Below are 19,814 nucleotides of genomic sequence, written 5' to 3'. Positions count from 1 at the left end.
CGTCCTGATTGCCCTTTGGCTATTCGAAACCGGGCAAGCTGAGCATACCGCCCGTGGTGCGTTGGCCAAAGCCGGTGGGCGTCAGGATTTCCTGCTTCTTCATCTTGGCGAGCACTGCCAGCCATTCGTTCTTGCCGAAGCGCAGCTTGGCGTCGTTCCAGCTATGCATAACTTCGTCGACGATGGCCTCATCGGTAACCGGGCGGCCTTCGAGGATAAAGTCGTTCCAGGCGGCGTAGAGCGTTACGGTCATTTCGCAGCGATCCGTATCCCAGTCCCGCATCAAGTCGACGACCCGCTCAATGGTGGCCCGCTCGGCAGTCGACCAGGCGCTGTCATACGCCTGCCGATGTTGCCCTGCCTGGGAAAGCGGACGGTAGGCATGGCCAAAGGTTTCGCGGTCGACGCACTCGTACCACTGGCGGTTGCATAGCTCGTTCTCGACCTGATTCATCAGTTGACGATCATGGGGGCCGGCTGCATCGCGCAAGTAGTTACCCTGTACGGCGGCAAGCCTGGCCGCATGCTCGGCCAGGTAAATCACCTTCTGCAGTTTGCGCTGGCCGAAGGTGCGTTGGCTGTGGAGGCGGTGAGTTATTTCGGCAGCGAGTAGGGTGCGGGCGACTTTTTGATCCGTGGTGACGGGTGCCTGCTGGCGATCATCGGCAAGGGCGCGTTCGACCAGGGTGCTGGCCAGCTGTTCGTTCAGTTGGCGGGCCTGGGTTAGGCGGGTTTTTAGTCGGTCGCAGAGGGCCATTAGTTGATCGACTTTGGCGACGATGCGCTGTTGTTCTGGCAGAGGGGCCAGCGGAATAGGTGCGAGCTTCAATTTCTCCTGTGAAATATTCACTTGGCTGGCAGCCATGCCGGACTTGGCTGACTCCAAGTACCTTGCTGTACTCCCAGTATTTAGACATAGAGCTATATAGCGTCCATATGCCCCTGCCTCAACCGGATGGAAGCGGATGATCTTGTCCGAAATCATTAGCTTGGGTCTGGTGCTTGCGACTAAGCAAGAGATACCCACTCTATTGGTCGGGCCTGCACGAGTAAAAAGAATGTCCCCAGCCTTCACCTCTGCATCAGGTCTAGGCTCAAGGTGAGAGGGAAGCTCTTTGTTCTCATCCTGACGATATTGCATAACCTGCACTGCAGTTGTCTTGAGCACACCCCAAATGTCATTTTTTGGTGACGGATTTTGCTCGCAAGCCGGACTCCAGCCAGAGTCCATTCCCAATGTGATCGCGTTGAGTGTTACCCAGCGCCATGAGTCTGGAAGTTCGGGAGTGCCTTCGCTTCTGCCTACGTCCAGAGCGCTCTTCGTTTTTTTCAGTAGACCGGCTTCAATCAACTGAGCTTTTTCACTTTCAATTCGGCCAAGCCAGCAACTCGCCGATTCATCACTGGGGTCTTGCGGAACCAGTTTGCCCACCACGGCCAGCTGCAACAGGGTTTGTTTGAGGGCGTCGATGCTGGGTTCGGAGGTGAACAGGGTGTCGAAGTGTTCGGCCAGGCGTTGCCAGTTGGCAGCGAAGTCGGAGGCGTCGCTGGCTTGGGTCAGGCTGTCGAGCAGCTCTTGTACCAGTTGGGCGTGGGCACTTTCGGCGTCGGTCTGCTGGGCTTCCAGGCGGTCGCACAGGGCCATCAGTTCATCGACTTTGGCGACGATGCGGTGTTGTTCGGCGAGCGGCGGTAGCGGGATGACTGCATTATTTAGCTTGGCTAGCGTCACGCGAGTGATTGCCACGCCCGTCATACCAGCACGCATTTCGCGATAGAAAACCGGCGAGACTATCGCTTTCAGCATGTACTCGTTATGCAGTCCGCCGCTGGGTTTGAGTAGCGCCACGCTGGATAGCATGCTGAACGGCTCGTCCAGCGAGTTAATTGTTGCTACGCCAGTGGTCGCGCCATCTTTGATATACAGGACGTCGCCTTTACTTGGGTCACAACGAGAAAAAATCTCCTGATGGATTTCATTGGTCACATAAGTGACCCCTGTCAGATCGATACCCCATGACTTGATATTCTTTGCTGAGATGTATTTGTAATCACCACTCGGGGTATTTGTGGGCGAGTGGTGTGTTCCATCCGTTATTTTTAAAGTGATTTCGCCAAGACGCCCCCACACCCAAGACATGGGTAACTCAAATAGCTTTTCTTCCTCGGCTATCGACGCCAGCGGCTTCTGCTTCTTGATCTTACCCTCAGCCACCAACCGAGCCTTTTCCTCGGCAATCCGCTTAAGCAACTCACTGGCCGGTTCTTCGCTGGAATCTTGCGGCACCAGCTTGCCGCGCACGGCCAGCTCCAGAATCAGTTCGCGCAGCTTCTTGATGCCATTGGGGCTGCCTGCCAGCAGCGGCAGATTGTCGGTGAGCAAAGCAGTCATGCTGTTTCACCGGCGTCAGGTGTGGCAGCTAAAGGCGAATCCCCCCTAGCCCCCCTTTTGCAAAGGGGGGGATGGGGTTCTGCGTCGGTTGATGAGGGCTGCGTGCGGCCTGGCAGTACGCTGGTGCCGGGAGCGGCATCAGGCTGCTTGTCTCCCCCCTTTGAAAAAGGGGGGCAGGGGGGGATTGCTTTTGCTACTTCAGCAAAAATCACGCTCATTACATCTTCCAACTCAAGTAAAACCTGACGGTTATCGAAACGGATTACCTGCAGTCCGAGCTTTTGCAGGGCAGCGGTTCGTTGCTGGTCCCGTTCTTGTGCAGCCGTTTCGAGGTGTTGTGCCCCATCCAGTTCGATGACCAGCTTGGCCGCTGCGCAGTAAAAGTCGGCGATATAGCCGGCCAAGGGTTTCTGGCGATAGAACTGCAGATCCAATACCTGTTTGCGTCTGAGTCGAGACCAGAGCCGCTGTTCGGCCTCGGTCATGTTGCTGCGCAGATCGCGGGCCAAGGGCTTCAGGTTGCGGTTGTAGGGCAGCATGTTGCTCATCCTTGAGTGTTCATGGTCTTTCCAGGGCTTCGGCCAGCACCGTCTTGAGCTGGTCGCGCAGCTCGCCGATTTCATCTTGCAGCTTGGCGTAGTTGCGCAGCAGCTGGTTCGGGTCGTGGCTGATCTGTTCGCCGATATGCGGGTTCTTGCAGTCGAGGTTCCAGTTGCGCGCCTGCAGCTCTTCGACGCCGACCTGCCAGGCAAACTCGTTCTCTTTCCGTGCGGCAAAACCATCGGCTTCGCTGCCCCACCAGGCTTGCTCCACGGCGAACTCTTCGATACGCATGGGCCGGGTCTTGGAGTAGTTCTTCACTCCGGCCGGGTACTGGTGTTCGTAGAACCACACCTGTTTGGTCGACGTGCCCTTGGTGAAGAACAGCAGGTTGGTCTTGATGCCGGTGTAGGGGTTGAACACGCCATTGGGCAGGCGAACTATGGTGTGCAGGTTGCACTCGGTGAGCAGCTTTTCCTTGATGCGGCTTTTGATGCCTTCGCCAAACAGAAAACCATCGGGCAGCACCACGGCGGCGCGGCCACCGTCTTTAAGCAGCTGCATGATCAGCAGCAGAAACAGGTCGGCGGTTTCGCGGGTGCGGAAGGCGGCGGGGAAGTTGGTTTCGATGCCGTCTTCTTCCATGCCGCCGAACGGCGGGTTGGCGACGATGCAGTGCACGCGCTCGTTCGGGCTCCAGCTGATCAGCGGTTTGCTCAGGGTGTTGTCGTGGCGGATCTGGCTGGGCACTTCGATGCCGTGCAGGATCATATTGGTGGTGGCCAGCAGGTGCGGCAGCGGCTTCTTCTCCACGCCGAAGATGCTGGCCTGCAGGGTGCGTTCGTCCTCGGCGGTTTTCACATAGCGGCTGCGCTTGTGCTCGATGGCGCAGGTGAGGAAGCCGCCGGTGCCGCAGGCCGGATCCATGACCTTTTCCTCCAGCTTGGGGTCGACCATGCGCACCATAAATTCGGTGACCGGACGCGGGGTGTAGAACTCGCCGGCGTTGCCGGCGTTCTGCAGGTCGCGCAGCAGTTGCTCGTAGAGGTTGCCGAACTCGTGGCGCTCCTGGGCCTTGTTGAAGTCCACGCCTTGCTGAATCTTGTTGACCACCTGGCGCAGCAACTGGCCGGACTTCATGTAGTTGTAGGCGTCCTCGAACACGCTGCGCACCACGAAGGCCGACGGCGTGTTGCTGTACTCGTGCAGGTTCTGCAGCTGGGGGAACAGGTTGTTGTCGATAAAACCCTTGAGGTCGTCGCCGGTCATGCCTTCCGGGTCGGCGGCCCAGGTGCGCCAGCGGCAGCTCTCGGGGATGGGCGAGCGGTAGCTGTCGTCCATCAGCTCCCATTCCAGCTCGCGGTCATCGAAAATCTTCAGGAACAGCAGCCAGACCAGCTGGCCGATGCGCTGGGCGTCGCCGTCGACGCCGACGTCTTTGCGCATGATGTCCTGGATGGATTTGATGGTGGAGCTGATCGACATAACGAATTCTCGGCAGGTGCGGCAAAGCGGGGGATTGTATCGGGATTGGCTGATGATGGTGGGCAAGGCTGCGCCGTTGCCCACCCTACGATCCAGTTCTGCTAACTGGCGTAAAGCTCGTCTTCCAGTTCGTGGATGGCCTTGTTGTAGCCAGCCTTGCCGCCAAAGGCCTTGACCAACTCGATGGGCGCACCAATCTGGCTGAACGGGTCGAGTTGGAGGATTTTGATGTCCTCGATATGCTCGATGCCGGTGTCGGCGTATTTATCCAGCAGGGCTTCCAGCACCTGGCGGGCGGCGCCGGAATACCTGGCGAAGTAGTTGCGCTTTTTCACCTGCTCGGCGCGCTCGCGGCGCGACAGGGCCGGCTGGTCGAATGCGACGTGGCAGATCAGGTCGAAGGGATCTAGCGGCTTGCCCTGCTGCTTTTCCACTTCTTCGGCGAGGGCTTCCCACATCACGCCTTGGGCGGCCATTTCGTCGATGATGGCCTTCTTCTGCTCGGCATCACTCCAACGGCGCAGGAAGTCATCCAGCGAGGCGAACTGCTTTTGCACGCAGGCGCGGGTGTAATCGTGCAGCGACTCGGTGATCAGTCGGCCGTCCGGGCCGTAATACTGCACGCGCTCGGCGATGACGTAGATCGGGATGCTGTCGATGACGTACTTGATGCGCCGCAATCCCCCCTCGATCCCCCCTTCTGCGAAGGGGGGAAGGTCGTCCGCTATCAACTGCTCCCCCTCTTTACCAAAGAGGGGGCCGGGGGAAGATTCCTCGTCGGGCGGCACGGGTGACTCGTCTGACCCTGGCTCGTAAATCACAACCGGATCGCCATCGAAGGCCGAGTCGGCAAACAGCTCGGTGGCCTTTTTGAAGTCCATGATGGTGAACCAGTACTTGCCGTAGTCCTCGTTGATGCGGGTGCCGCGACCGATGATCTGCTTGAACTCGGTCATCGACTTGATGTGCTGGTCGAGCACGATCAGCTTGCAGGTCTGCGCATCGACGCCGGTGGTCATCAGCTTGCTGGTGGTGGCGATGACCGGGTAGCGCTCTTCAGGGTTGATGAAGTTATCCAGCTCGGCCTTGCCTTCCTGCTCATCGCCGGTGATGCGCATAACGTACTTGCGATTCTCGGCCACGCGCTCCGGGTTGAGGTTGACCAGGGCCTGGCGCATGCGCTCGGCGTGGTTGATGTCGTCGCAGAAGACGATGGTTTTCTGGAACGGATCGGTGGCCTTGAGGAACTCGCTGACCTTCTGCGCCACCAGTTGGGTGCGCGCCTCGATGACCAGGGTGCGATCCATGTCCTTGAGGTTGTAGATACGGTCTTCGATCAGCTCGCCATGCTTGTCGAGCATGCCCTTGGGCGGCCGCCAGCCTTGCAGGTCTTTGTCGAAGTCGATGCGCACCACCTTGTAGGGCGCGAGGAAGCCGTCTTCGATGCCCTGCTTAAGGGTGTAGCTGTACACCGGCTCGCCGAAGTAGGTGATGCTCGACACCTCTTTGGTTTCCTTCGGCGTGGCGGTGAGGCCGACGTGGGTGGCGTTGGCGAAATAGTCGAGAATCTCGCGCCAGGCGGAGTCTTCGGCGGCGCTGCCGCGGTGGCATTCATCGATCACGATCAGGTCGAAGAAGTCGCGGGAGAACTGCTTGTAGACGTTCATCTCATCTTCAGCGCCGGTGACGGCCTGATAGAGCGACAGGTAGATCTCGTAGGAGGTGTCGATCTGGCGTTTGGCGATCTTGGTCATCGCCTGGCCGAACGGCTTGAAGTCGTTGTTCTTGGTCTGGTCGACCAGGATATTGCGGTCGGCGAGAAACAGGATGCGTTTCTTCTGCTTGGACTTCCACAGCCGCCAGATAATCTGGAAGGCGGTGTAGGTCTTGCCGGTGCCGGTGGCCATGACCAGCAGCACGCGATCCTGCCCGCGTGCCACGGCTTCGACCGTGCGGTTGATGGCGTTCATCTGGTAGTAGTGCGGTGTTCGGCTGGAACCGTCGTTGTAGTAGGGCGCGGCGATCTTGTGCTGGGCCTGGTCGTCCAGGCCCTTCCACTGGCAGTAACGCTGCCAGAGTTCATCCGGGCCGGGGAACTGGTCGAGGCTGAGTTCGGTTTCGGTCTGGCCGCCTGTGCCGCTGCGGTCGTGGAACAGGAAACCATCGCCATTGCTGGAGAACACGAAAGGCACATCCAGCGCCTCGGCATAGCCCAGCGCCTGCTGCATGCCGGAGCCCACGGAGTGCTTGTTGTCCTTCGCCTCGATCACGGCAAGCGGCAGGTTGGCCTGGTGGTAGAGGATGAAGTCGGCACGGCGCGATTCGCCCCGGCTGTGCAGCTTGCCGCGGACGATGATGCGGCCCTTGGTGAAGCTGACTTCCTCGCGTACCTGCTGGTGCATGTCCCAACCGGCTTGCTGGACGGCTGGGGCGATGTACTTGCTGCAGATGTCCCGCTCGGAAAGCGACTTTTTGTCCATAACCCCAATTCCCTTCAAGCCGGCCTGGTCGCTCCATGCCGGCACTGCTGATCGTGCTCGATGGGCGTAAATGTACCTTGTTTGGCGTTGATTGGGCGGGGCGTCTTGCCCAGGGGGGGGTGAACACTCTCCATTTTTGTCTTGCGACTTTCAGTTGGCTGGACGGTCGTTGCCGCCGGCCGGCCGGCAAGCAGGCAAGCAGGCAAGCAGGCATGCACGAGCAAGGATTGCCTTCTGGCTATTGAATGTGCGGGTCTGTTGGGGTCACCCTTTACAGCTGATTTGGGCAGGCCGCTGATAGGGTCTTCTTCGCTTAGCGTTTTTCATGCCGAGCGTGCCGCAAATGTGCCATTCAACCTGTTGGAGCCTCTATGGAACCCGCCAAACCCGCGCTAATCCGCGAAACCTTCCCCGTCGGGCCTTTGCAGTGCAACTGCACGATCATCGGCGACCCGGTGACCAAAAAGGCCATTGTGGTCGATCCCGGTGGCAATCCCGAGTTGATCATGGCGCGCCTCGAAGCCCATGGCCTCAAGGTGGTCAGTATCATTCACACCCACGCCCATCTGGATCACTTCCTCGCCTCCGGGCAGATGAAGGAGAAGACCGGCGCGACCCTGCACCTGCACAAGGACGATCAGTTCCTCTGGGACAACCTGGAGATGCAGTGCCGCATGTTCGGCGTGCCCTATGTGCCGGTGCCGGCCCCCGATCAGTGGTTGGTCGACGATCAGGCGCTGGACTGCGGTTGCGGGGTGGCGTTGCACACGCCGGGGCATACGCCGGGTTCGATGAGCTTCTGGTTCCCCCGGGACAAGCTGCTGATCGCCGGCGATACCCTGTTCAAGCGTGGCATCGGCCGTACCGACCTGTGGGGCGGCGACTACCCGACCATCGAGCGTTCGATCAAGCAGCGCCTGTACCGCCTGGACGAAGAGGCCACGGTGGTCACCGGTCACGGGCCGGATACCCAGTTGGCCGAGGAGATGCGCGAAAACCCATTCGTGCGGGCATGACGGCCAATGCCGCGCGACGGAGCTTGCTAAGCTGATGAGGAACTTCACGTCCGAGCCAGGTTCGAAACCCTGGTTTGAAATCTGTCATAACACGGAAAAACAAGGGAACAACCATGACTAAATGGCGCAACCTGGCATTTGCAGCAGCTGGCATTACCCTCCTGGCCGGCTGTACCACCAACCCCTACACCGGCGAGCGTGAAGCCGGTAAAGCCGGTATCTACGGCGGTGTTGGCGCGGTAACCGGCGCCGTGATCGGGGCGGCCACTTCGAGCAAGAAAGACCGGGCCAAAGGCGCCTTGATCGGCGCGGCAGTGGGCGGCGCCGCAGGCGGTGGCTATGGCTATTACGTCGACACCCAGGAAGCCAAGCTGCGCCAGACCCTGCAGGGCACGGGTGTGCAGGTGCAGCGCAATGGCGATGACCTGAAGTTGATCATGCCGGGCAACATCACCTTCGCCAGCAACTCGGCGGATATTTCCAGCGGCTTCTACCCGACCCTCAATTCCCTGGTCACGGTGTTCAAGGAATTCGACAAGAACGGCATCGACATCGTCGGCCACACCGACAGCACCGGTTCGCTGGAGCTGAACCAGAACCTGTCGAATCGCCGCGCGCAGAGCGTCGCCTCTTACCTGTCCGCCAATGGCATAGCGGCGGCGCGGATTTCCTCCTACGGTGCCGGGCCGAACCAGCCGATCGCCAGCAACGCCAGCGAAGCCGGGCGTGCGCAGAATCGTCGGGTCGAGATCAACCTGCGTCCCCTGCAGTAACGAGTCGCCTCATACGCCAAGGCCTCCTGTACTAGGAGGCCTTTTTGCTTGTCCAGACGAAGTGAAGCGGTCGTGGTAAGCGGGCGTTTTTATCCGCTATATCAGTGGCGTGGCGGCCCATATTGCTGGTGCAGGCGGGCCAGTTCGGCGTCCTTGTCTTGCCACAACCGGTTGACCCATTGCTGGAAGCGCTGGCGATAGGCTTCGTCCTGATCGTAGTTCCTGCCGATGAATTCCGACGGGATCGGCAATTTATTGAAGCTCACCACCACGTCGCCGATCTCGCCGCTGAGCAGTTGCCAGAAGCCTGGACTGCCCTGCGGGTAATGGATGGTGACGTTGACCAGGCTGTGCAATTGCTCGCCCATGGCGTCGAGTACGAAAGCGATGCCGCCGGCCTTGGGTTTGAGCAGGTACTGGAACGGGGAGTCCTGCGCGGCATGCTTGGCCGGGGTGAAGCGCGTGCCCTCGAGGAAATTGAACACCGACACCGGGTTGCTCTTGTAGCGCGCGCAGGCCTTGCGGGTGGTGGCCAGATCCTCGCCGCGTTTCTCCGGGTGCCTGGCCAGGTATTCCTTGCTGAAGCGCTTCATGAAGGGAAACTCCAGCGCCCACCAGCACAGGCCGATTACCGGCACCCAGATCAGTTCCTGCTTGAGGAAAAACTTGAGCAGCGGCATGCGTCGATTGAGCTGGTATTGCAGCACCAAGATGTCGACCCAGCTCTGGTGGTTGCTCGTCACCAGGTAGCTATGCCGTTGGTCGAAGCACTCGATTCCCTGGATGTGCCAGCGGGTCTGCGACAGCAGATTCATCCAGAATTTATTGGTGGAAATCCAGGCTTCGGCGGTCGTATGCATGAGGTCGCGCAGGCAGCGCTGTAGCGCCGGGATGGGCAACAGCAGTTTGAGCAGCGCGATGAAAAACAGCGGCCAGCACCAGAACAGGGTGTTCAAGGCCAGCAAACTTGCGCCAATCAGGCCGCGCAGGGCAGCAGGCAGAAAATGCAGCATGGGGGCACGTGCCTCCAGAAAGGGGGACGCATGCCCCGGGTCGTTGAGAGCCCGCGGTTCTCCACCGCGGGTCGGTCGGCGCCAAGGGTAGCGTCTGGAAACTGGACTGCAAGTGCTGGGGTTGACCGCTCGGTCATCTTGCGGGGCTGCCGTTACTGTTGTCGCTATTGCGGGCGGCAAAAGTCCACTCCGTAGCCCGAATAAGCCTTGGCGCAATCCGGGGGCTTCAGTGACTGCAAGACCAGCTCCCGGATTGCATCCGGGCTACGAAATGTGGCCAGGGTGGATGCGCCATCCGCCGACGCTGCCGCAGCCCTTGCCTATGGCTATAGGGCTGCGAGTCAGAGGGCCGCTACTCCGGCAAGTTGGCCGCCTGGATCGCGGTCAGGGCGATGGTGTAGACGATGTCGTCGACCAGCGCCCCGCGCGAGAGGTCGTTCACCGGCTTGCGCAGCCCTTGCAGCATGGGGCCGACGCTGATGCAGTCGGCGCTGCGTTGCACCGCCTTGTAGGTGGTGTTGCCGGTGTTCAGGTCGGGAAACACGAACACCGTGGCGCGGCCGGCCACCGGGCTGTTCGGTGCCTTCTGCCGACCGACGCTGTCGATGGCGGCGGCGTCGTATTGCAGGGGGCCGTCGAGCAGCAGATCCGGGTTGATGCGCTTGGCCAGGCGCGTGGCCTCGCGAACTTTTTCCACTTCCTCGCCGGTGCCCGAGTCGCCGGTGGAGTAGCTGAGCATGGCCACCCGTGGCTCGATGCCGAAGGCAGTGGCCGAGGCGGCGCTTTGCACGGCGATCTCCGCCAGCTGCGCGGCACTCGGATCCGGGTTGACCGCGCAGTCGCCGTAGACCAGCACCTGATCCGGCAGCAGCATGAAAAACACCGAAGACACCAGGTTGTAGCCCGGCGCGGTCTTGATCAGTTGGAGCGCGGGGCGAATGGTATTGGCCGTGGTGTGGATGGCGCCGGAAACCAGGCCATCGACCTCATCCAGAGCCAGCATCATGGTGCCGAGCACCACGTTGTCTTCCAGTTGCGCCAGGGCCATCGGGGCGTTGAGGCCCTTGCCCTTGCGCAGTTCGATCATCGGCTCGACATAGCGTTCGCGGATCAGATCCGGGTCGAGGATTTCCAGCCCAGACGGCAGTTCGATGCCCTGCGCCTGAGCCACGGCGTAAACCTCGTCCGGTTTGGCCAGCAGCACGCAGCGGGCGATGCCGCGAGCCTGGCAGATGGCGGCGGCCTTCACCGTGCGCGGTTCGCTGCCCTCCGGCAGGACGATGCGCTTGTCCGCCGCCTTGGCCTGTTGCACCAGTTGGTAGCGGAACGCCGAGGGCGACAGGTGCAGCTCGCGTGGCGTGCCGCAGCGGGTGCGCAGCCAGTCGTGGTCGATGTGGCTGGCGACGAAATCGGCGACCTTCTGCGCGCGCTCCTTGTCGTCGACCGGGATTTCCTTGTTCAGTCGGTTGAGATTGGTCGCGGTGTCGTAGGAGCCGGTGCTCACCGTCATTACCGGCAGGCCGCTTTGCAGGGCGCCCCGGCACAGCTCCATGATCCGCGGGTCGGGGGCGAAGTCGCTACACAGCAGCAGGCCGGCCAGCGGCATGCCGTTCATTGCCGCCAGGCTGGCGGCGAGGATGATGTCGTCGCGGTCGCCGGGGGTCACCACCAGGGTGCCGGGCTTGAGCAGTTGCACGGTGTTGGCCACGGCGCGGGCGCAGAGCATGATTCTGAGCATGCGCCGTTGTTCGTAGTCGCCGGCATTGAGTACCCGGGCCTCGAGCAGTTCGGCGATGTCACGGGTGCGCGGTGCGTTCAATTCGTCCTGCCAGGGAATGCAGCCGAGCAGGCGGAAATCGTCGCTCTTGAGCAGCGGAGAGAACTCCTGCAGGCGTCCGCAAAAGGCCTCGACACCGTCTTCGCTGCGCACCTTGTTGAGGATTACACCGAGCACTTTCGGGTCTTTCGGCCCGCCAAACATTTGCGCCTGAATCTCCACCCGGTCGCACAGTTCGCTGAGGCTCTCCTGTTCCGGTGCCGACACCAGGATGATGTCGGCGTCCAGGCTCTTGGCCAGGTGGAAGTTGACCCGTGCGGCATAGCTGGCCTGACGGGTCGGCACCATGCCTTCGACGATGACCACGTCTTTGTCAGCGGCGGCTTGGTGATAGAGGCTGATGATCTCTTCGAGCAGCTCGTCCAGCTGGCCGTCGCCAAGCATGCGCTCGACATGCGCCAAGGCCAGCGGCTTGGGCGAGTGCAAGCCATGGGTGCGGGCGATCAGCTCGCTGGAGCGTTCCGGGCCGTCATCGCCATGGTGGGGCTGGGCAATCGGCTTGAAGAAGCCGACCTTGAGACCGGCACGCTGCAGGGCGCCGACCAGGCCGAGGCTGATCGAGGTGAGGCCGACGCCAAAGCCGGTGGGCGAGATAAAGAAGCTGTGCATGTTTTCTCCGATGCGGCGCTCAGGCGTTGAGCAGGGCCAGGGTGTCGAGGGCGATTTGGCGTTCTTCGTTGGTTGGCACCACCAGCACGCGCGGGTGGCCATAGGCCTGGATCGAGCCAGCCACGCCGCGGATGGTGCGGGCGTTGGCCTCCTTGTCCAGCGCCAGGTTGAACAGTTTCAGGTGGGCGACGGTCTTGCTGCGGATCAACGGCGAATTTTCGCCGATGCCGCCGGTGAAGATCAGCCCGTCCAGCTGCGGCAGGGCGCAGCTCATGGCGGCCAGCGATTTGGCCAGGCGGTAGCAGAATACCTCGATGGCCAGGGTGGCGCCGGCATGGCCCTGTTCGCGGGCCTGCTCCAGGCTGCGCATGTCGTTGGACAGCCCGGACAGACCGAGCAGGCCGCTTTCCTTGTTCAGCAGTTGGTCGATGCGCTCCAGGCTCCAGCCCAGGGTGCGCGCCAGGTGGCTGTGCAGGTTGGGGTCGACATCGCCGCTGCGGGTGCCCATCACCAAGCCTTCCAGCGGGGTCAGGCCCATGCTGGTGTCGCGGCTCTGGCCGTTGACGATGGCGCAGCTCGAACAGCCGTTGCCGAGGTGGGCCACCAGCCAACTGCTGTCGCCAACCGAGAGGCCGGCCAGTTCGGCGGCGCGATGGCTGACGTAGCGGTGGCTGGTGCCGTGGAAGCCGTAACGGCGTACGCCGTGTTCGCGGTAGAGGTTGTCCGGCAACGCATAGCGAAAGGCATGTTCGGGCAGGGTCTGGTGAAACGCGGTATCGAACACCGCCACCTGGGTCAGGGTGGGGAACAGCTTGATCGCCGCCTCGATGCCCAGCAGGTTGGCCGGGTTGTGCAGCGGCGCCAGCGGCGCGGTGGCGCGAATGGCGTGCAGGGTGGCTTCATCCAGGCGGCTGGCCGCGGTGAAGTGCTCGCCGCCATGCACCACGCGGTGGCCGATACCGTGCAGCTTGCCGCCGGCGGCACTCTGCACCAGCGGCAACAGTTGGGCGAGGGCGGCACGGTGATCGCCGTTGGCGATCATCAGGCTGTCCTTCTCGCCGCCGCGCTGCCAGTGCAGCACCGCATCATGGCTGCCAAGGCGTTCGGCCAGGCCACTGAGGACGAATTGCGAGTGGGCTTCATTGACCAGGGCGAACTTGATCGACGAGCTGCCGCAGTTGATTACCAGGATATTGCGAGCCGGCATTTACCGTTCCTTGTCTGTTTGGCTCGGGTCGGCGGCGTCGGCTTCGACAGCTGCCATGCACCAGCCGCAGGTGAACGGCTGGCCCAAGCGTGTACTGCGTTGTATGGGGTCGAGCACCCAGGCGCGATTTTGCCAGGGCGGCAGATGGCGCAAATGTTGAGTATGGCCGCACGACAAGATTGCCAGCCTATGGCCGTCAGCGTCCTGACTAAAATCAATCAGTCGCACTAAGGCCGTGCTCGGCCGCCCGTCAGGGCCGGGTTCGCTTTCCCGCGCACCCTTGGTTAAACTTGTCCGTTCTTTATTTCTATGCAGAAGGTCTCGCCCCATGCTGATCGCCCCCAATAAGGCTGTCTCTATCGACTATACCCTGACCAACGATGCCGGTGAGGTGATCGATAGCTCCGCTGGCGGCGCGCCGCTGGTTTATTTGCACGGCGCTGGCAACATCATCGGCGGTCTGGAAAAAGCCCTGCTGGGCAAGCAGGCCGGTGACGAGCTGGATGTCTCCGTCGAGCCGGAAGATGCCTATGGCGAGTACAGCGCCGAGCTGGTCGCGACGCTCAACCGCACCATGTTCGAAGGCGTCGACGAGCTGGAAGTCGGCATGCAGTTTCACGCCTCCGGCCCGGATGGCAGCATGCAGATCGTCACCATCCGTGACCTGGAAGGCGACGACGTGATCGTCGACGGCAACCACCCGCTGGCCGGCCAGCGCCTGAACTTCAAGGTCAAAGTGGTCGAAGTGCGTGACGCCAGCGAAGAAGAAGTCGCTCATGGCCACGTGCATGGCGAAGGTGGTCACCACCACTGATCCACGGCCGCGATGTCGTGAATCAGATTCTGGCCGCTTGCTGAATACGACTTATGGTCGTAGCAACTGCGCCATCGGCTGCTAAGCTGAGTTAAAAAGAAAGGCGCCTTTAGAGAGGCGCCTTTTTTGTCCCCCGTGTGTCATTCGAAGCGTTCTCAAGGAGCCAGTCATGAGTGCTTTTCACGACCTCAATCTGCGTACGCTGGATGGCCAGGAACTGCCGCTGGCACCCTTCAAGGGGCAGGTGGTACTGGTGGTCAACGTCGCCTCCAAATGCGGGCTCACTCCGCAGTACGCCGGGCTGGAGCAGCTTTACCAGCAATACCGCGCGCAAGGCTTCAGCGTGCTCGGCCTGCCGTGCAACCAGTTTGCCGGGCAAGAACCCGATAGCGAAGAGGCGATTCGCGAGTTTTGCAGCCTCAACTACGGGGTGAGCTTTCCCCTGGGCAGCAAGATCGAAGTCAATGGTCATGATCGTCATCCGCTGTACCGCCTGCTGGCCGGCGAGGGGGCGGAGTTTCCCGGCGACATCACCTGGAATTTCGAGAAATTCCTGGTCGGCCACGATGGCCGGGTGCTGGCACGCTTCTCGCCACGCACTGCGCCGGACGACCCCGCCTTGATCCAGGCCATCGAAAAAGCCCTCGGCTGAAAACCTTAAGATCCCGTAGCCCGGATAAGCCTTGGCGCAATCCGGGGGCGCTGCCCCGGATTGCACCGCGTGCCGCGGCTTATCCGGGCGACAGGCTGGCCCTTCTTCCTTCGCTGTGACCGTTTATCACGCCCATCAATAGTGCTGGGCGGGGCGAGACGACCGGTCATATCCTTGCCGGCATGAACGCCAACCAACGACTCGACAAACGTGAGCTGATCCTCGCCAAAGGCGCCGAGGTGATGACCCGACGCGGTTATCACGGTGCCGGGGTGCAGGAAATCGTCCAGGCCGCCGGCGTGCCCAAGGGCTCCTTCTACCACTACTTCGCCAGCAAGGAAGACTTCGCCGTGCAGGCCTTGCAGCAGGTCTACGGCCCACGTTTGCAGCGTTATGCCGAGGCGCTCGGCAACCCGGCGCTGACGCCGCGCGAGCGCATCCTGGGGTATTACGCAGAGCTGGTGGGGCACTTTGCCCACCAGGAAAAACGCGAATATCACTGTTTTATCGGCAGTCTGAGTTTCGAAATGGCCGAGTTGTCGCCGCGCCTCGGCGCCGAGATCGATGCCATCCTGCAGCGCTCGGCGGACATCCTCCAGCATTGTTTGGAGCAGGCCCAGGCCGCTGGCGAGCTGGCCATGGATGAGGATTGCAGCAACCTGGCGAGCTTTATCGCCAGCGCCTGGCAGGGCGCACTGACCCGCCTGAAAGTAGCGAGCAATAGCCAGGTGCTGGACGATTTTCTGCAGCGCTTGCAGCGTCTGTTGCAAGCCTGATTCTTTCACCCGCTGTTGATGAGACGACCGGTCGCCTGGCCGGCTAGAGGAGAGATTATGACCGCCCCGGTACAAGCCCTGTTCCAACCCTTCAACCTCGGCGCCCTGGAGCTGCCAAGCCGTGTGGTGATGGCGCCGATGACCCGCTCCTTCTCGCCGGGTGGCGTACCCAACGGCAAGGTCGTCGAGTACTACCGTCGCCGCGCGGCGGCGGGCGTCGGCCTGATCGTCAGCGAAGGCACCACCGTCGGGCACAAGGCCGCCAACGGTTACCCGAATGTGCCGCGTTTCTACGGCGAAGACGCCCTGGCCGGTTGGCAGAAAGTGGTCGAGGCCGTGCATGCCGAAGGCGGCAAGATAGTGCCGCAACTGTGGCACGTGGGCAATGTGCGCAAGCTCGGCACCGAGCCGGACGCCGCGGTGCCGGGTTATGGGCCGAGCGCCAAGCTCAAAGATGGCAATGTCGTGGTGCATGGCATGAGCACGGAGGATATCCAGGAGGTGATCGCCGCCTTCGCCCAGGCCGCCAAGGATGCCCAGCGCATCGGCATGGACGGCGTGGAAATCCACGGCGCCCACGGTTACCTGGTCGATCAGTTCTTCTGGGCGGGCAGCAACCAGCGCACGGATGAGTACGGCGGCGACCTGGCCCAGCGTTCGCGCTTCGCCATCGAACTGATCCAGGCGGTACGCGCCGCAGTCGGCCCGGATTTCCCGATCATCTTCCGCTTCTCGCAGTGGAAGCAGCAGGACTACAGCGCGCGTCTGGTGGAAACCCCGGAAGCGCTGGAAGCCTTCCTCAAGCCGCTGAGCGATGCCGGCGTGGACATCTTCCATTGCTCGACCCGGCGCTTCTGGGAGCCGGAGTTCGCCGGCTCGGATCTCAACCTGGCCGGCTGGACCCGCCAACTGACCGGCAAGCCGACCATCACCGTCGGCAGCGTCGGCCTCGATGGCGAGTTCCTGCAGTTCATGGTCAACACCGACAAGGTCGCCGAGCCGGCCAGCCTGGAGAACCTGCTGGAGCGCCTGAACAAGCAGGAGTTCGACCTGGTCGCCGTGGGTCGCGCCCTGCTGGTCGACCCGGACTGGGCACTCAAGGTGCGCGATGGCCGCGAGGCGGACATCCTGCCGTTCAGCCGCGCCGCGCTGATGAGCCTGGTGTAAGCGTTTCGCTCAAGGTTGCTCTGCTGCGCCGCATGCCGGCGCAGGATTGCTGCGCGCCCCGGCACATCGGGGCTTTTTTCCGCCTGGAGTAAGCCGCTGACATTGGACGTGACGCATTGGCCTCGCCACGCCGGCCTGCTGGGAGATGACCTTAGCGTGGCGTTATGCCGACGGCTTTATCGCCCCCCTCGCGCACCCAGAACAGCGTGGCGCCGGCCACCGCCGCCGGCATCATCAGGATGTTCAGCCCCGGTACCAGCAGCGCGGCGTAGGTGATGCCGCCGAAACCCAGGCTCTGCCAGCGCTTCTCGCGCAGCCAGGCGAGCATGTCCTGCCAGCTCATCTTGTTGTTGTCCGCCGGGTAATCGATGTATTGGATGGCCATCATCCAGACGCCGAACAGCAGCCACAGCGGGGCGGCAATCAGGTTGACCAGCGGAATGAAGGTGAGGATCAGCAGGCCGATGGCGCGCGGGAGGAAATACCCCAGTTTGCGCAGCTCGCGGCCGAGGGTGCGCGGCACCATGGCCAGCAGCTCGGCCCAGCTGAACGGCGGAAAGCAGTCTTCGCCGCGCACCACCACTTCGACCTTCTCGGCGAGGAAACCGTTGAACGGTGCGGCGATGATATTGGCCAGCATGGTGAAGCTGAAGAACACCATCAGCAGCACCAGCACCACGAACAGCGGCCAGAGGATGTATTCGAGGAAGCTCAGCCAGCTCGGCAGGCTCGGCATAAAGACATCCACCCAACCGCCGAACTGCTGCACGGCGAAACCGACCAGGGCGACGAACAGGATCAGGTTGATCGTCAACGGCAATAGCACGAACAGCCGCAAACCCGGGCTCAGCACCAGTTTCAGACCTTCGCTGAGGTATTGCGGGCCGGACAGTACAGGGGCAGACATGGGGATCTCCGTGAGGTGCAAGTCGCGCCGACCTTACCGGCTTTGCGCGACAGGGGAAAGCCCGCCGCTGCCGGCCGGGGTGTCATAGGGCTTGGCTATGCATGGGATTGGCAAAGGGTATTTCCTCGCCGGCCAGCACCCGCGTAGCCTGCGCATCAGCTTACCGAATCGTGCACTTCGCGGGATTTGCGCTTCAGCGCCTCTCCGTCGCGTTTATTCGCCCGGCTCAGCGCCCGGCAGGAGTCTTCTTATGTCTGCAACACGCCATGCTCGAGTGATCATTCTCGGTTCCGGCCCGGCCGGTTACAGCGCCGCCGTCTATGCGGCGCGGGCCAACCTCAAGCCGCTGTTGATCACCGGTCTGCAGGCTGGCGGCCAGTTGACCACCACCAGCGAGGTCGACAACTGGCCGGGCGACGTCCATGGCCTGACCGGCCCGGCGTTGATGCAGCGCATGCAGGAGCACGCCGAGCGCTTCGACACCGAGATCGTCTACGACCATATCAACGCGGTGGATCTGGCCGGCAAGCCCTTCAGCCTGGTCGGCGACAGCGCCACCTACAGTTGCGATGCGCTGATCATCGCCACCGGTGCCAGCGCCCGCTACCTGGGTTTGCCGAGCGAGGCGGCGTTCATGGGTAAGGGCGTCTCGGCGTGCGCCACCTGCGACGGCTTCTTCTACCGCAACCGTGAGGTCGCGGTGGTCGGCGGCGGCAACACCGCCGTGGAGGAGGCGCTGTACCTGGCCAATATCGCCAGCAAGGTGACCCTGGTGCACCGCCGCGAGACTTTCCGCGCCGAGAAGATTCTGCAGGACAAGCTGCAGGCGCGGATCGCCGAGGGCAAGATCGTGCTCAAACTCAACGCCGAGGTCGATGAGGTGCTGGGCGACAACCTGGGCGTGACCGGCGTGCGCCTGCAGCACAGCGACGGCAGCAGCACGGAGTTGACGGTCGATGGTCTGTTCGTCGCCATCGGCCACACGCCCAACACCGCGCTGTTCGACGGCCAGTTGGCCTTGCAGGACGGTTACCTGGTGGTCAACGGCGGTCGCGACGGCAATGCCACCGCCACCAGCGTGCCGGGCGTGTTCGCCGCCGGCGACGTCGCCGACCATGTCTACCGTCAGGCGATTACCTCGGCCGGCGCCGGCTGCATGGCGGCCCTGGATGTGGAGCGCTTCCTTGACGCCTAGTGTCACGACAGGGTTCGAATGTCGCAAACCTGTAGGAGCACGCCATGCGTGCGAATCGCCGGCATGGCCGGCTCCTACAACTCGATGGCTAACGGCGTCCACGACAAATGATCTGTGACGCGACACTAGGGGCGGCCAGAGCGCGGCAGAAACCGTAGCCCGGAGGAAATCCGGTAGCTACCAACCACTCCTGCCCCTTGCTCGCTCAGGCCTTGCGCTTGAGCGGCTGCTGGGCGAAGCGCACGCCGGCCAGGCCGGTGCTCATCAGGGCGCGGATGTTGCCGTGGTCGTTGCCGTCCGGAGTGGCCAGCACGCTGCGGTAGTGTTCGCCGAAGCAGCGCAGACTTTCTTCCAGGCTCAGGCCTTCGAGCAGGGCCAGGCCGAGGGTCTTGCAGGAGCCTTCATTCTGTCCGGCCAGGTTTTCCACCGCGCCATTGCTGAAGGCGCTCGGCTGGTAGTCATAGTGCGCGGCGATAAAGGCCAGGGTCTCGCTAAAGGCGAACTCGTCGCCATGCAGGCGGGCGCGGAAGTCGCTGAGGGCGCTCATGCGTCGTCGCCTTGCGCGGTGGCCTGCTTGAATGCGGCCTGCTGTTCGGCGCTGGCCTCTTTCTGGTATTTGCTTTTCCACTCGCTGTACGGCATGCCGTAGATGGCTTCGCGCGCCTGATCCGGGGTGAGCGCGACACCGGTGTCATCGGCGGCGGCCTTGTACCATTTGGACAGGCAGTTACGGCAGAAGCCGGTGAGGTTCATCATGTCGATATTCTGCACGTCGGGGCGGCTGCGCAGGTGTTGCAGCAGGCTGCGGAAGGCGGCGGCTTCGAGTTCCAGGCGTTCTTGATCGGTCATGGTGCTGTTCTCAGAGGCGGACAGGATCGCTGTCGGTGCCGGCGGTGGCGCGGCTCCGGCAGACTTACGGGCTAAGGTGGCGAGGATGATAAAAGCCCCGGC

18 protein-coding genes are annotated in these 19,814 nt (G+C 62.1%); 7 read left to right on the top strand and 11 right to left on the bottom strand.

From position 1 onward, the window contains the following. Positions 1–19: 19 nt before the first annotated feature. The 4 genes from P8H27_RS00555 to hsdR all read right to left on the bottom strand — a co-directional run bounded on the left by P8H27_RS00555 (position 20) and on the right by hsdR (position 6,897). Positions 20–2,392, bottom strand: coding sequence for a restriction endonuclease subunit S (locus P8H27_RS00555; RefSeq protein ID WP_289634673.1), 2,373 nt, complete (start codon positions 2,390–2,392; stop codon positions 20–22). Beyond that, a complete protein-coding gene (locus tag P8H27_RS00550; protein ID WP_289634672.1) occupies positions 2,389–2,931 on the bottom strand; it encodes an endonuclease domain-containing protein in 543 nt (180 codons plus the stop codon). The genes P8H27_RS00555 and P8H27_RS00550 overlap by 4 nt, the downstream gene beginning before the upstream one ends. A 19-nt stretch (positions 2,932–2,950) precedes the next feature. Beyond that, positions 2,951–4,417, bottom strand: coding sequence for a class I SAM-dependent DNA methyltransferase (locus tag P8H27_RS00545; protein ID WP_289634671.1), 1,467 nt, complete (start codon positions 4,415–4,417; stop codon positions 2,951–2,953). Between the two features lie 101 nt (positions 4,418–4,518). Next, on the bottom strand, positions 4,519–6,897 hold the full coding sequence (hsdR, locus tag P8H27_RS00540; protein ID WP_289634670.1) for an EcoAI/FtnUII family type I restriction enzme subunit R: 2,379 nt from the start codon (positions 6,895–6,897) through the stop codon (positions 4,519–4,521). A gap of 371 nt (positions 6,898–7,268) precedes the next feature. On the opposite strand from hsdR, the gene P8H27_RS00535 reads away from it, so the two are divergent. Further along, entirely contained in the window at positions 7,269–7,913 is a 645-nt protein-coding gene (locus P8H27_RS00535) for an MBL fold metallo-hydrolase (RefSeq protein WP_289634669.1), read from the top strand. 113 nt (positions 7,914–8,026) lie between these two features. Next, complete coding sequence (locus P8H27_RS00530; RefSeq protein WP_289634668.1) at positions 8,027–8,686, top strand: OmpA family protein; 660 nt, start codon at positions 8,027–8,029, stop codon at positions 8,684–8,686. A gap of 101 nt (positions 8,687–8,787) precedes the next feature. Here the strand turns inward: P8H27_RS00530 and P8H27_RS00525 are convergent, their stop codons facing one another. From P8H27_RS00525 to P8H27_RS00510, 4 genes are all read right to left on the bottom strand, one after another. Continuing rightward, positions 8,788–9,699, bottom strand: coding sequence for an acyltransferase (locus P8H27_RS00525; protein ID WP_289634667.1), 912 nt, complete (start codon positions 9,697–9,699; stop codon positions 8,788–8,790). 352 nt (positions 9,700–10,051) lie between these two features. After that, the gene (gene pta, locus P8H27_RS00520) at positions 10,052–12,145 is read right to left on the bottom strand and encodes a phosphate acetyltransferase (protein ID WP_289634666.1); all 2,094 of its coding nucleotides are present in this window, start codon (positions 12,143–12,145) and stop codon (positions 10,052–10,054) included. 19 nt (positions 12,146–12,164) lie between these two features. Then, complete coding sequence (locus P8H27_RS00515; protein ID WP_289634665.1) at positions 12,165–13,352, bottom strand: acetate kinase; 1,188 nt, start codon at positions 13,350–13,352, stop codon at positions 12,165–12,167. Continuing rightward, positions 13,353–13,682, bottom strand: a complete 330-nt coding sequence (locus P8H27_RS00510) for a DUF3565 domain-containing protein (RefSeq protein WP_289634664.1) — start codon at positions 13,680–13,682, stop codon at positions 13,353–13,355. On the opposite strand from P8H27_RS00510, the gene P8H27_RS00505 reads away from it, so the two are divergent. From P8H27_RS00505 to P8H27_RS00490, 4 genes are all read left to right on the top strand, one after another. Continuing rightward, positions 13,681–14,166: a peptidylprolyl isomerase gene (locus P8H27_RS00505; protein WP_289634663.1), complete on the top strand. Its 486-nt coding sequence runs from the start codon at positions 13,681–13,683 to the stop codon at positions 14,164–14,166. The genes P8H27_RS00510 and P8H27_RS00505 overlap by 2 nt on opposite strands. Positions 14,167–14,335: 169 nt before the next feature. Beyond that, positions 14,336–14,818, top strand: coding sequence for a glutathione peroxidase (locus P8H27_RS00500; protein WP_289634662.1), 483 nt, complete (start codon positions 14,336–14,338; stop codon positions 14,816–14,818). A 182-nt stretch (positions 14,819–15,000) separates the two neighbouring features. Beyond that, a complete protein-coding gene (locus P8H27_RS00495; protein WP_289634661.1) occupies positions 15,001–15,594 on the top strand; it encodes a TetR/AcrR family transcriptional regulator in 594 nt (197 codons plus the stop codon). 57 nt (positions 15,595–15,651) lie between these two features. Continuing rightward, complete coding sequence (locus tag P8H27_RS00490) at positions 15,652–16,761, top strand: NADH:flavin oxidoreductase (RefSeq protein ID WP_289634660.1); 1,110 nt, start codon at positions 15,652–15,654, stop codon at positions 16,759–16,761. A 151-nt stretch (positions 16,762–16,912) separates the two neighbouring features. Here the strand turns inward: P8H27_RS00490 and cysZ are convergent, their stop codons facing one another. Then, complete coding sequence (cysZ, locus tag P8H27_RS00485; protein WP_289634659.1) at positions 16,913–17,668, bottom strand: sulfate transporter CysZ; 756 nt, start codon at positions 17,666–17,668, stop codon at positions 16,913–16,915. 250 nt (positions 17,669–17,918) lie between these two features. Here cysZ and trxB point away from each other — a divergent pair, with 250 nt between their 5' ends. After that, a complete protein-coding gene (gene trxB, locus P8H27_RS00480) occupies positions 17,919–18,863 on the top strand; it encodes a thioredoxin-disulfide reductase (RefSeq protein ID WP_289634658.1) in 945 nt (314 codons plus the stop codon). A gap of 205 nt (positions 18,864–19,068) precedes the next feature. Here trxB and P8H27_RS00475 read toward each other — a convergent pair whose 3' ends face one another. Together P8H27_RS00475 and P8H27_RS00470 are read right to left on the bottom strand one after the other, a co-directional pair. Next, a complete protein-coding gene (locus tag P8H27_RS00475; protein WP_289634657.1) occupies positions 19,069–19,410 on the bottom strand; it encodes a HopJ type III effector protein in 342 nt (113 codons plus the stop codon). Then, on the bottom strand, positions 19,407–19,712 hold the full coding sequence (locus tag P8H27_RS00470; RefSeq protein ID WP_289634656.1) for a DUF1244 domain-containing protein: 306 nt from the start codon (positions 19,710–19,712) through the stop codon (positions 19,407–19,409). Before P8H27_RS00470 ends, P8H27_RS00475 begins: the two co-directional genes overlap by 4 nt. Between the last annotated feature and the right edge of the window lie 102 nt (positions 19,713–19,814).

The sequence above is a fragment of the Pseudomonas sp. sp1636 genome (assembly GCF_030376615.1).
Classification (GTDB): domain Bacteria; phylum Pseudomonadota; class Gammaproteobacteria; order Pseudomonadales; family Pseudomonadaceae; genus Aquipseudomonas.
This window is presented reverse-complemented; position numbering and strand designations above follow the sequence as displayed.

What these genes read in the sequence shown, in the direction of transcription:
- P8H27_RS00470 (WP_289634656.1), bottom strand. Translation starts at nt 19,712, where the DNA reads ATGACCGATCAAGAACGCCTGGAACTCGAAGCCGCCGCCTTCCGCAGC.
- P8H27_RS00475 (WP_289634657.1), bottom strand. Translation starts at nt 19,410, where the DNA reads ATGAGCGCCCTCAGCGACTTCCGCGCCCGCCTGCATGGCGACGAGTTC.
- P8H27_RS00550 (WP_289634672.1), bottom strand. Translation starts at nt 2,931, where the DNA reads ATGCTGCCCTACAACCGCAACCTGAAGCCCTTGGCCCGCGATCTGCGC.
- P8H27_RS00515 (WP_289634665.1), bottom strand. Translation starts at nt 13,352, where the DNA reads ATGCCGGCTCGCAATATCCTGGTAATCAACTGCGGCAGCTCGTCGATC.
- P8H27_RS00490 (WP_289634660.1), top strand. Translation starts at nt 15,652, where the DNA reads ATGACCGCCCCGGTACAAGCCCTGTTCCAACCCTTCAACCTCGGCGCC.
- P8H27_RS00535 (WP_289634669.1), top strand. Translation starts at nt 7,269, where the DNA reads ATGGAACCCGCCAAACCCGCGCTAATCCGCGAAACCTTCCCCGTCGGG.
- P8H27_RS00500 (WP_289634662.1), top strand. Translation starts at nt 14,336, where the DNA reads ATGAGTGCTTTTCACGACCTCAATCTGCGTACGCTGGATGGCCAGGAA.
- P8H27_RS00555 (WP_289634673.1), bottom strand. Translation starts at nt 2,392, where the DNA reads ATGACTGCTTTGCTCACCGACAATCTGCCGCTGCTGGCAGGCAGCCCC.
- P8H27_RS00545 (WP_289634671.1), bottom strand. Translation starts at nt 4,417, where the DNA reads ATGTCGATCAGCTCCACCATCAAATCCATCCAGGACATCATGCGCAAA.
- P8H27_RS00530 (WP_289634668.1), top strand. Translation starts at nt 8,027, where the DNA reads ATGACTAAATGGCGCAACCTGGCATTTGCAGCAGCTGGCATTACCCTC.
- P8H27_RS00505 (WP_289634663.1), top strand. Translation starts at nt 13,681, where the DNA reads ATGCTGATCGCCCCCAATAAGGCTGTCTCTATCGACTATACCCTGACC.
- P8H27_RS00510 (WP_289634664.1), bottom strand. Translation starts at nt 13,682, where the DNA reads ATGGGGCGAGACCTTCTGCATAGAAATAAAGAACGGACAAGTTTAACC.
- hsdR (WP_289634670.1), bottom strand. Translation starts at nt 6,897, where the DNA reads ATGGACAAAAAGTCGCTTTCCGAGCGGGACATCTGCAGCAAGTACATC.
- pta (WP_289634666.1), bottom strand. Translation starts at nt 12,145, where the DNA reads ATGCACAGCTTCTTTATCTCGCCCACCGGCTTTGGCGTCGGCCTCACC.
- P8H27_RS00525 (WP_289634667.1), bottom strand. Translation starts at nt 9,699, where the DNA reads ATGCTGCATTTTCTGCCTGCTGCCCTGCGCGGCCTGATTGGCGCAAGT.
- trxB (WP_289634658.1), top strand. Translation starts at nt 17,919, where the DNA reads ATGTCTGCAACACGCCATGCTCGAGTGATCATTCTCGGTTCCGGCCCG.
- P8H27_RS00495 (WP_289634661.1), top strand. Translation starts at nt 15,001, where the DNA reads ATGAACGCCAACCAACGACTCGACAAACGTGAGCTGATCCTCGCCAAA.
- cysZ (WP_289634659.1), bottom strand. Translation starts at nt 17,668, where the DNA reads ATGTCTGCCCCTGTACTGTCCGGCCCGCAATACCTCAGCGAAGGTCTG.